Annotated in this window: 11 protein-coding genes; 4 read left to right on the top strand and 7 right to left on the bottom strand. The window is 70.0% G+C overall.

The window, feature by feature from the left end:
• The first annotated feature begins 98 nt into the window (after positions 1 to 98).
• Positions 99 to 1,595: an ABC transporter substrate-binding protein gene (locus tag VNT59_RS11110; protein WP_325498469.1), complete on the top strand. Its 1,497-nt coding sequence runs from the start codon at positions 99 to 101 to the stop codon at positions 1,593 to 1,595.
• 4 nt (positions 1,596 to 1,599) lie between these two features.
• Positions 1,600 to 3,033: an amidase gene (locus tag VNT59_RS11105; RefSeq protein WP_325498468.1), complete on the top strand. Its 1,434-nt coding sequence runs from the start codon at positions 1,600 to 1,602 to the stop codon at positions 3,031 to 3,033.
• Positions 3,034 to 3,036: 3 nt separating this feature from the next.
• Here the strand turns inward: VNT59_RS11105 and VNT59_RS11100 are convergent, their stop codons facing one another.
• The 5 genes from VNT59_RS11100 to VNT59_RS11080 form a co-directional block, all read right to left on the bottom strand.
• A complete protein-coding gene (locus VNT59_RS11100) occupies positions 3,037 to 3,705 on the bottom strand; it encodes a histidine phosphatase family protein (RefSeq protein ID WP_325498467.1) in 669 nt (222 codons plus the stop codon).
• A gap of 69 nt (positions 3,706 to 3,774) precedes the next feature.
• Entirely contained in the window at positions 3,775 to 4,275 is a 501-nt protein-coding gene (gene coaD, locus VNT59_RS11095) for a pantetheine-phosphate adenylyltransferase (protein ID WP_325498466.1), read from the bottom strand.
• 45 nt (positions 4,276 to 4,320) lie between these two features.
• Complete coding sequence (gene rsmD, locus VNT59_RS11090; RefSeq protein WP_325498465.1) at positions 4,321 to 4,932, bottom strand: 16S rRNA (guanine(966)-N(2))-methyltransferase RsmD; 612 nt, start codon at positions 4,930 to 4,932, stop codon at positions 4,321 to 4,323.
• A complete protein-coding gene (locus tag VNT59_RS11085; RefSeq protein ID WP_325498464.1) occupies positions 4,932 to 6,311 on the bottom strand; it encodes a pitrilysin family protein in 1,380 nt (459 codons plus the stop codon). Before VNT59_RS11085 ends, rsmD begins: the two co-directional genes overlap by 1 nt.
• Positions 6,312 to 6,322: 11 nt before the next feature.
• Entirely contained in the window at positions 6,323 to 7,741 is a 1,419-nt protein-coding gene (locus tag VNT59_RS11080; RefSeq protein WP_325498463.1) for a pitrilysin family protein, read from the bottom strand.
• A 64-nt stretch (positions 7,742 to 7,805) separates the two neighbouring features.
• Between VNT59_RS11080 and ftsY the strand changes: the two genes are divergently transcribed.
• Positions 7,806 to 8,963 carry a signal recognition particle-docking protein FtsY gene (gene ftsY, locus VNT59_RS11075; RefSeq protein ID WP_325498470.1) on the top strand — a complete coding sequence of 386 codons (1,158 nt, stop codon included), beginning with the start codon at positions 7,806 to 7,808 and terminating at the stop codon, positions 8,961 to 8,963.
• Positions 8,964 to 9,025: 62 nt separating this feature from the next.
• Here ftsY and cutA read toward each other — a convergent pair whose 3' ends face one another.
• Together cutA and VNT59_RS11065 are read right to left on the bottom strand one after the other, a co-directional pair.
• Positions 9,026 to 9,352, bottom strand: coding sequence for a divalent-cation tolerance protein CutA (gene cutA / locus VNT59_RS11070; protein WP_325498462.1), 327 nt, complete (start codon positions 9,350 to 9,352; stop codon positions 9,026 to 9,028).
• Positions 9,345 to 9,818, bottom strand: a complete 474-nt coding sequence (locus tag VNT59_RS11065) for a hypothetical protein (protein WP_325498461.1) — start codon at positions 9,816 to 9,818, stop codon at positions 9,345 to 9,347. Before VNT59_RS11065 ends, cutA begins: the two co-directional genes overlap by 8 nt.
• A 195-nt stretch (positions 9,819 to 10,013) precedes the next feature.
• Between VNT59_RS11065 and VNT59_RS11060 the strand changes: the two genes are divergently transcribed.
• On the top strand, positions 10,014 to 10,207 hold a 194-nt coding region (locus VNT59_RS11060; protein WP_325498460.1), incomplete at its 3' end, for a sigma-70 factor domain-containing protein.

Raw genomic sequence — 10,207 nt, 5'->3', positions numbered from 1 at the left:
ACGCGTGGCCGGCGGGCAAGCACCACTTGCCATGCCCGACAGTTCTCGGGGATGATCATTTTTTCCTGTCGATCCGATCCCACCTGGAGTCAAGCACCATGTTGAAGCGACGCACCGTTCTCACGCAATCGGCAGCGCTGGCCGCGCTGGCCGGCGCCCCGCTGGGGGCCATCGCTCAAGGCCGCAAGGACGCCGTGGTGCTGGCGATGGCGCTGGAGCCGCCGGGGCTCGATCCGACCGCGGGCGCGGCCTCGGCGATCGCCGAGATCACGCAGTACAACATCTACGAGACGCTCACCAAGATCAATGCCGACGGCAGCGTGACGCCGCTGCTGGCCGACCGCTGGGAGGTCTCGCCCGACCTGCGCACCTACACGTTCCGCCTGCGCAAGGGCGTGAAGTTCCAGAACGGCGAACCGTTCACCGCCGCCACCGTGAAGTTCGCGTTCGAGCGCGCCGGCGCCGAGAAGAGCACCAACAAGGACAAGCGCACCTTCGCCAGCATGGAGACGGTGCAGGCGGTGGACGACCACACGGTGGTGATCGTCAACAAGGAACTCGATCCCGACTTCCTGTTCCTGATGGGACAGGCGACGGCGGTCATCGTCGAGCCCAAGAGCGCCGACGCCAATGCCACCAAGCCGGTCGGCACCGGCCCCTACAAGCTGGAGAACTGGGTGAAGGGCTCCTCCGTCACGCTGACCAAGTGGGACGGCTTTCGCGACGCGGCGAAGGTGAAGCTCAAGCGGGCCACCTTCCGCTTCATCGCCGACCCGGCGGCGCAGGTCGCCGCCCTGCTGGCCGGCGACGTCGACGCCTTCCCGCGCGTGACGCCGCGCAGCGTGTCGCAGTTCCAGAACAACCCGAAGTTCCAGGTCGTCGTGTCCGGCTCGCGCGCCAAGACGGTGCTGGCGATGAACAACAAGAAAAAGCCGCTGGACGACGTGCGCGTGCGCCGGGCCGTGGCGATGGCGATCGACCGCAAGGCGGTGATCCAGGGCGCCGGCGACGGCTTCGGCGTGCCGATCGGCAGCCACTACGTGCCCGGTGCGTTCGGCTACGTCGACACCACGGGCGTGAACCCGTACAACCCCGAGCAGGCCAGGCGGCTGCTGAAGGAAGCCGGCGTGACGACGCCCTTGGAGCTGTCGCTGGTGCTGCCGCCGCCGCCGTATGCGCGCCAGGGCGGCGAGGTGATCGCCGCGCAACTGGCCAAGGTCGGCATCAACGCCAAGCTGCAGAACGTCGAATGGGCGCAGTGGCTCGCCAACACCTACGGCGGCCCGCACAACTACGATCTGACCATCGTGTCGCACGTGGAACCGTTCGACCTCGGCAATTTCGACAAGCCCGGCTACTACTGGGGCTACGAGTCGCCGAAGTTCAAGGAGCTGTACAACAAGTACAAGACCTCGCCGCGCGAGGCCGACCGCAAGAAGCTGATCGGCGACATCCAGCGCCTGCTGGCGCAGGACTGCGCGCTGGGCTGGCTGTACCAGCCGCAGTGGGTCACGGTGGCCAACAAGAACATCAAGGGCCTCTGGAAGGACATGCCGATCTTCGTGAACGACCTGGCCGCGCTGTCCTGGGCCTGAGCCGATGGCCGCACCGACCGCCGCCTTGCACGAACGCTCCGCCGCGGAGCTGATCGCCGGCTACCGGGCCCGCGCCTTTTCGCCGGTTGAGGTCACCCGCGCGGTGCTCGGCCACATCGAGCTGTGGGAACACAAGCTGCAGGCGCTGTACCTGCTGCGCCCCGAGTTCGCGTTGCAGCAGGCCCGCGCCAGCGAGGCGCGCTGGCTGCGCGGCGCGCCGCTGGGGCCGCTGGACGGGGTGCCCGTCACGCTCAAGGACAACATCGCCACCCAGGGCGATCCGCTGCCGCTGGGCACGGCGGCCAGCGAACCGGGCCCGGTCGCGGCCGACGCGCCGCCCGCGGCGCGGGTGCGCGAGGCCGGCGGCGTGATCGTCGCCAAGACCACGATGCCCGACTACGGCATGCTCTCGTCGGGCCTGTCCAGCTTTCACAAGCTGGCGCGCAATCCGTGGGACCTCACCAGGACACCGGGCGGCTCCAGCGCCGGTGCGGGCGCGGCCGCCGCCGCGGGCTACGGCCCACTGCACGTGGGCACCGACATCGGCGGCTCGCTGCGGCTGCCGGCCGGCTGGTGCGGCATCTTCACGCTCAAGCCGAGCCTGGGCCGCATCCCGATCGATCCGCCGTACACCGGCCGCGCCGCCGGGCCGATGACGCGGCGGGTGGCCGACGCGGCCTGGTTCATGCAGGTGCTGACCCTGCCCGATGCGCGCGACAGCATGAGCCTGCCGTACCAGCCGATCCCGTGGGACCAGTTCGACGCGGGCGTGGAGAAGCTCAAGGGCCTGCGCGTGGGGCTCCTGCTGGAAGCGGGCTGCGGCCTGGCCGTGGAGCCGGAAGTGCGGGCCGCCGTCGAACATGCCGCCCGGCTGTTCGAGCGCGCCGGCGCCGTCGTCGCGCCGATGCGGCCGTTCATGACGCAGGCGATGCTCGACGGCATGGACCACTTCTGGCGCATGCGTTCGCACGTCGACATGAAGGCCCTTGCGCCGGACCGCAAGGCCAGGGTGCTGCCCTACATCCAGCACTGGGCGGACAGCGCGGCCGGCATGGACGGCGAGGCCCTGTTCAAGGCAGCCAGCCAGTTCCACCACACCCGCGTGGCGACGGTGAACGCGTGCCGCGCGTTCGACTACGTGCTCTCGCCGACCTCGCCGGTGCCGGCGTTCGCCGCCGAACTGCCCTCGCCCACCAACGATCCGCTGCGGCCGCTGGAACACATCGGCTTCACGGTGCCGTTCAACATGTCCGAGCAGCCGGCCGCGTCGATCAATTGCGGCTACACCGCGTCGGGCCTGCCGATCGGCCTGCAGATCGCCGGCCAGCGCTTCGACGATCTTGGCGTGCTGCAGGTCGCGCGCGCGTTCGAGTTGATCCGCGACGGGCAGCGGCCCTGGCCGCAGCCGCCCTCGGAGGCGCTCGAGCACATCGACTGAGCGCTAAGGCGCCGGCGGCCCGCTGCCGACCAGCTTCAACTGGTCGTACACCGGCTGCGGCGGCAGGTCGGCCAGGTGCGACGTGTCGGCCCACGACACGATCTCGATCGTGCGTTCGCGCACCAGCACGCGGCTGACGCCGGCATTCGGGATTTCGCTCTGGCGGGGGCCGCTCAAGGACATGGAGCGCGCGGTGCGGTAGATCATGTCGAGCACCCCGCCGTGCGTGACGATCACCAGCGTGGCGCCGCGATGGTCGCGGGCGATGCGGTACACGGCGTCGGTCACGCGGGCGTGAAACTGCCGGGTGCTTTCGCCGCCCGGCATGCCGTAGTCCTCGTCGAATTGCAGCCAGGCCGCCCAGGCCTGCGGATGTTGCGCCTTGATGTCGTCGACCCGCATGCCGTCGACCAGCCCGAAGCTCTGCTCGCGCAGCGCCGGCTCGGTGACACCCGCGAGGCCCAGCTGCTGCGCCACCGGCTGCGCGGTCTGCTGCGCGCGCAGCAGGTCGCTGGCGTACAGGTGATGGGCCGGCTCGCCGCCGAGCCGGGCCGCGAGGCGCCGCGCCTGCTCCAGGCCGATCGCGTTCAGCCCTACGTCGACATGGCCCTGGAAGCGCAGTTCGCGGTTCCAGTCGGTCTCGCCGTGGCGCACGAGAATCAGTTCGGTCATCGGGGGAATTATCCCCTCGCGGCCGCGCCGGCCGTCAAGGCGAAGGAATCGCCGGCCCGCGCCGGTCGGCTACTCGCGCCCGAGGCTGCGCACCTTTTCGACCAGCTTCTGCTGCACTGCCGGCGAGACGAACTTGTCGACCTCCCCGCCCAGCATCGCGATCTCGCGCACGAAGGTGCTGCTGATGAACTGGTACTTGTCGCTGGGTGTGAGGAACACCGTTTCGACTTCGGGCATCAGGCTGCGATTCATGCCGGCCAGCTGGAACTCGTAATCGAAGTCGGTGACCGCGCGCAGGCCGCGCACCATCGCCTTGCCGCCCCGCGCGACCACGAAGTCGCGCAGCAGCCCGGAGAAGCTTTCCACCTCCACCTGGGGATAGGGCTGCGCCACGACCCTGGCCATTTCGATGCGCTCCTGCAGCGTGAACATCGCCTTCTTGTGGTGGCCGGCCGCGACCGCCACGATGACACGATCGAACAGCTGCGTCGCGCGGCGGACCACGTCCTCATGGCCCAGCGTCATGGGGTCGAAAGTGCCGGGATAGACGGCGATCACGTTGTGGGCCATGGGGCTCTCCTGGACGGGCTGCAGCTCAGTCCGTGCTGCGCCGCATTATGCAGTGCGCTGCAGCAAATGCGCGTGCACCGCGCCGGCCCGCACATGGCGCAGCCTGATCAGGCCGTGAGGGGCGAGCGCGGCGTCCTGCCATTCGGCGGGCGCCTCCAGGTAGATCAGGCCCTCGGGCCGGACGGCGGCGGCGGCCCCGGCCAGCGCCTTCTCGTACACGTTGGCGTCGAACGGCGGGTCGAGGAAGACCAGATCGACGCTGCCGGGGGCGAGCCGGCCCAGCACCGACAGGCCGTTCGCGCGCTCGACGCTGACCGCGGTCGCCGCCAACTTCTGCTGCATGGCGCGCAGTTGCGCGACGAGCTCCGGGTCCTGCTCCACCAGCAGCACCTCGGCGGCACCGCGCGAGGCCGCTTCCAGGCCCAGCGCGCCGGTGCCGGCGAACGCATCGACGCAACGCCACCCGCCGAGGTCGTGGTCCAGCCAGTTGAACAGCGTCTCGCGCACCCGGTCGGGCGTGGGGCGCAGCCCGGGCTTGTCGGCCACCGGCAGCTTGGTGCGCTTCCACTGGCCGCCGATGATTCGCACCTCCCGCGGCAGCGGACCGCGAGCCGCCCGCGGCGGCCGGGGCCGGCCGGCTTTGCTGCTGGCCGCCATCAGTGCGCCGGCGCCGCGCCGACGGTCGTGATGACCATCCGCTGCGGCTGCAACTTGCGCGCGAACGCCGCGCGGATCTCGGGAATGGTGACCCGCTGCACCTGGGCGATCCAGGTGTCGAGGTAGTTCAGCGGCAGGTCGTACCAGGCGATGTTGGCCACGTTGTCCAGCAGCTTGCGGTTGCTGTCGATCAGCAGCGGGAAGCCGCCGATCAGGTTGTCCTTGGCGGCCTTCAGCTCGGCTTCGCTCGGTCCCTCGGCGACGAACTTCGCCACCACGTCGCGCGCCAGCTGGATCGCCTGGGGCGCCTGGTCCGGCCGCGTCTGCAGGCCCACGGTGAAGGCGCCGGCATGCAAGCCGGGCGAGAAATAGCTGTAGACGCTGTAGCTCAGGCCGCGCAGCTCGCGCACCTCGTGCGTCAGCCGCGACACGAAGCCCCCGCCGCCCAGCGTGTAGTTGCCGACCAGCAGCGGGAAGTGGTCCGGATCGCTGCGCTTGTAGCCGGGCTGGCCGATCAGCACATGGGCCTGGGCCGAGGCGAACGGGATCTGGCGCGTCACGGGCGCGGCCAGCGGCGCGACCTCGGGCACCGCGGGCAGCGGATCGCAGCGCCCCGCGGCTGGCAGCCGCGACAGCAAGGTGGTCACCATCGCATCGGCCTGGGCCCGGGTGACGGCGCCGACGACGCTCACTTTCGCGCGGCACGGCGCGAGGAAGCGTTGGTACATGGCCTTCATGTCCGCCACGCCGATGCGCCCCAGCGTCGCCTCGGTGGTCTCGTGGCCGTAGGGATGTTCGCCGTAGACCGCGTGGGCATAGGCATGGCCGGCAATGGTGCCGGGCCGCGTGTTCGCCTCGCGGATCGCCGCCGAGAGGCGCTGGCGCTCGCGCAGCCAGACGTCCTCGGGAAACGACGGCTCGCCCAGCTGGCGGGCCGCGAGCTGCACGGCCTTGGGCAGCAGCTCGGGATCGGTGAGCGAGCGCAGCGAGAAGCTCATGCGGTCCGTGCTGGCGCCGGCGTCGAAGCCGGCGCCGAGGTCGGCCCAGGCTTCGCCGAGCCGGTTCTCGTCCATCGCCTGCGGATACGGGGTCGGCGCGCCGGGGCGCTCCTGCGCCGCGGTGATGCCCTTGGAGGTCATGCCCGCCGTGACGCTCGCCAGCCCGGCCTGTGGCGCCGGGTCGCGCCGGTCGCCGGCGTCGAAGTCGATGCGCACGTCCACCATCGGCAGCGAGGGGCTTTCCACGAGGTAGACCTTGGCGCCGCTGGGCTGGGTCCAGTGCTGGATCGGGATGGCCGCCAGTGCCGGCGCGGACGCCAGCAGCAGCGCCGCGGCGGCGCCGCAGAGGAGGGCCCGGATGTTCCTGTCGATGTTGCGCATGGGCGGCGGGCTCAGTCGTTGCGCATGCCGGGAGGCGGCGTGCGCGGTTTGCGGTTGGGGTCCACGGGCTGGGGACGCAGGACGCCGACGGTGAGCTGGTCGTCGCCGAAGTATTTGGCGGCGACCGACTTGACCTGTTCGGCCGTGACGCCCTTCAGGCGCTCGATCAGCCGCTCGCCGGCGTCCGGTGGCAGGCCGGTCGTCCAGTAGCCGCCGATCTCGCGCGCCTGGTTCATGATCGAGTCGAGCTTGTAGACCTCGCCGGCGATCCATTGCGTCTTGACGCGCTTGAGTTCGTCCTCGGTGACGCCCTCCTTCGCGACTTTCGCCACCTCGGCGCGCAGGGCCGCTTCGACCTGCTCGGGCGTCTTGCCCTTGGCCGGCACGCCGTCGAGCGTGAACAGCTGCGGGCCGCGACCCCACAGGCCGTTGCCGGCGCCGGCGCTGTCGGCCACCCGGTCCGGACCTTGCGTGAGCGCGCGGGCCAGCCGCGCGCCGCTGTAGCCGTCCAGCACGGCGGCCAGCACCGTCAGGGCGAGCGCATCGTCGTTGTCGGGCGTGGCCTGGAACGACGTGAGCTGCGGCACCTTGAACGCCAGCGCCAGGTAGGCCTGCTCGGCCGGCGCCTTGAATTCGACCCGGCGCACGCCGGCCTGTGGCGGTTCCTGCCGCGGTTTGCGCGGCGGCACCGGCTTGGCGCCGATGCGGCCGTAGTACTTCTGCGCGAGCTTGAGCACCTGCGCCGGATCGACGTCGCCGACGACCACCACCACCGCGTTCGCCGGCACGTACCAGCGCCGAAAGAACTCCCGCGCGTCCTGCGGCGTCATCGCCTCCAGGTCGTTCATCCATCCGATCACGGGGCGGCGGTAGGGGGACGCCTGGTAGATCGCCGCATTCAGCACCTCCCACAGGCCGGCACGGGGGGCGTCCTCGGTGCGCATGCGGCGCTCTTCCTTCACCACCTCGAGCTCGTGCTTGAACTCCTCGTCGGCCCACTGGTTGTGCGCGAAGCGGTCGGCCTCCAGCTTCATTACCTCTTCCAGCTTGCCGGCGGGGATCTGCTGGTAGTAGCCGGTGGCGTCGCGCATCGTGAATGCGTTTTCGCGGCCGCCGAGCGCCGCCACGCGGCGGGAGAACTCGCCCGGCTTCAGCTCGGCGGTGCCCTTGAACATCATGTGCTCGAGCACGTGGGCGACGCCGCTGACACCGTCGACCTCGTCCATCGAGCCGACACGCACGTACACCATGTGCACCGCGGTGGGGGCCCGGCGGTCGGGCTTGACCATCACCGTGAAGCCGTTGGCCAGCTGGAATTGCTGGACCTTGGTGGCGGGGGAGGCCGTGGTCTGCGCGGCCGCGGGCGCCAGGAAGCCCAGCGGGGCCAGCAGCGTCAGGCTGCACAGGGCTCGGCAAAGGAGGTGTTTCATAGAATGCGTGATTCTGCATCGTCGCGCCCTGGCCGACCTGCAGAGCTTCCACACCCCACTTCCAATGTTCAGCTTCTTCAGGAAAAAACCGGCGGCAACGCCGGCGCCGACGGCTGCGCCGGCCGCCACCGCCGCCCCGGTCGCGCCGCCCGTCGCCGCGCCGGCCGCGACACCCCAGGCCCCGGCGCCGGCCGTCCCGCCGATCGCGCCGCCCAGTCCCACGGCAGCGCCGCCGGCCGCGATGCCGGCGCCGTCCGGCGGCCTGATCGGCAGCGCGCTGGTGCAGGCCATGGAGATCCCAGCGGCACCGGCGGTGGCACCGGAGCGCCAGGGCTGGATGACCCGATTGACGGCCGGGCTGCGCAAGACCGGATCGAGCATTTCGCAAGTGTTCACGGGCGCGCAGATCGACGATGCGCTGTACGAGGAACTCGAGTCCGCGCTGCTGCTGGCCGACGCCGGCGTCAAGGCCACCGAGCATCTGCTGGAGGAAGTCAAGCGTCGCGTCAAGGCGAGCGGCGCCACCCGGCCGGTGCAGGCCAAGAACATCCTGACCGACTCGCTGACGCAGTTGCTCAAGCCGTTGGAGAAGCCGCTCGTGATCGGGCAGTACCAGCCGACCGTGATCATGGTCGCCGGCGTCAACGGCGCCGGCAAGACGACGTCGATCGGCAAGCTGACCAAGCATCTGGCCAACGAGGGTGCATCGGTGCTGCTGGCGGCCGCCGACACCTTCCGCGCAGCGGCGCGCGAGCAGCTCGCGATCTGGGCCGACCGCAACATGGTGGAAATCGTCAGCCAGGCCGGCGGCGATCCGGCGGCGGTGAGTTTCGACGCCGTGACCGCCGGCCGGGCACGCGGCAAGGACGTGGTGCTGGTCGATACGGCGGGCCGTCTGCCCACGCAGCTGCACCTGATGGAGGAGCTCAAGAAGATCAAGCGCGTCGTGCAGAAGGCCGACGCCACGGCGCCGCACGAGGTGCTGCTGGTGATCGACGGCAACACCGGCCAGAACGCGCTGGCCCAGGTCAGGGCGTTCGACGCGGCGCTGCAGCTGACCGGCTTGATCGTGACCAAGCTGGACGGCACCGCGAAAGGCGGCGTGCTGGCGGCCATCGCCCAGGAAAAACCGGTGCCGGTCTACTTCATCGGCGTCGGCGAGCAGTTGGAAGATCTCGAAACCTTCAACGCCCGCGAGTTCGCCCTCGCGCTGCTGTCGTGAAGTTCATCGTGGCCGGCCCGCGGCATGTTGCCGCCGGCAGACCGGGCCGCACCGGCTGAGGCTCAAGCCGGAAACTGCACCTGCTCACGCACCCAGCGCGCATAGCCGGTGCTCGCCTGCGCCGTCCACGCAACGAATTGCGGCAGTTCGTAAGGATGGTGCTCGGCGACCAGCGCTTCCAGCGGCGCCCGGCAGGCGGGCACGGTCTTGGCGACGAGGCGGGCCTCGGTATCGTCGCAGAGCTTGCCTTCCCAGCGGTAGAGCGAGTGCACGGGGAAGTCGATCTGCACGCAGGCGGCCAGGCGCGCGTCCAGGATGCGCCGGGCCAGGCTGCGGGCTGCGTCGACCGAGCCGACCGTGGTGGCGACCACCAGGATCTCCTCAGCCATCCACGGGTCCTGGCGGGTCGAGCCGCACGGGCCGGGCCCGGAACCGCAGTTCCGCCGGCACGCCCAGCAGTGAGGTCGGGGAGCCGGCCGTGCCGGCCGTCGCCTGGAACCACAGCCCGTCGAAGTGGGTGTGCTCCAGCAGCACCGAGGCTCCCACCACTTGCCGGATGCGGGCGTCGATCACCGGCATGTTCTGCAGCAGGACCGGCGTCACCACCGGGTCCCAGCGCAGCAGACTCACGTAGCCGGCGAAGGCAGTGAGGCCGGACGGCCCGGCGCCGGTGCGCTTGACGCGCACCTGCACATCCTCCTCCCTGACCAGCATGCGGTGCAGGCACTTGAGAATGACACGTTGGTAGTAATTTTCGATGTCGCGGGTCGTCAGGGTCGACGACACGGATGAGGCTGTTTTCGGTCGGGCCTTGTGGCCGGACCGGAAGAAAACGCGCTCGATGATCGGCTTCATGGGGCCTCCAGCTCGCAACGCTGACGGGCTGATCCCCCCATCCTAGCCAAAAGGGGGCGTCGGCCGCGGTCCGGCACACGGTTTGATACCCGGAAAAACCCGCAATCCGGTAGCCTGGATCCTGAACTTTTGCGACTTAGCACTCCACTAAGCAGAGTGCTAATATGGCAGACCAAAATGAAAGGAGATTCCAGTATGTCCGCATCCACTGGAGCCCCAGGCATGGCGCTCACCATGGCGAACCCGTGGGCGGTCGTGCCGTCACTGGGCAACCTGGACGCCTACATCTCCGCAGTCAACCGGCTTCCCCTGCTGACCCCGGAGGAGGAGCAGGAGTACGCGCGCAAGTTCCGCCAGCACAACGACATCGAAGCGGCCGGAAAGCTGGT

It is taken from the genome of Ramlibacter sp. (assembly GCF_035554825.1).
Classification (GTDB): Bacteria; Pseudomonadota; Gammaproteobacteria; order Burkholderiales; family Burkholderiaceae_C; genus Ramlibacter.
Note: the sequence above shows the minus strand (reverse complement) of the source record. Positions and strands in the feature narration are given on the sequence as shown.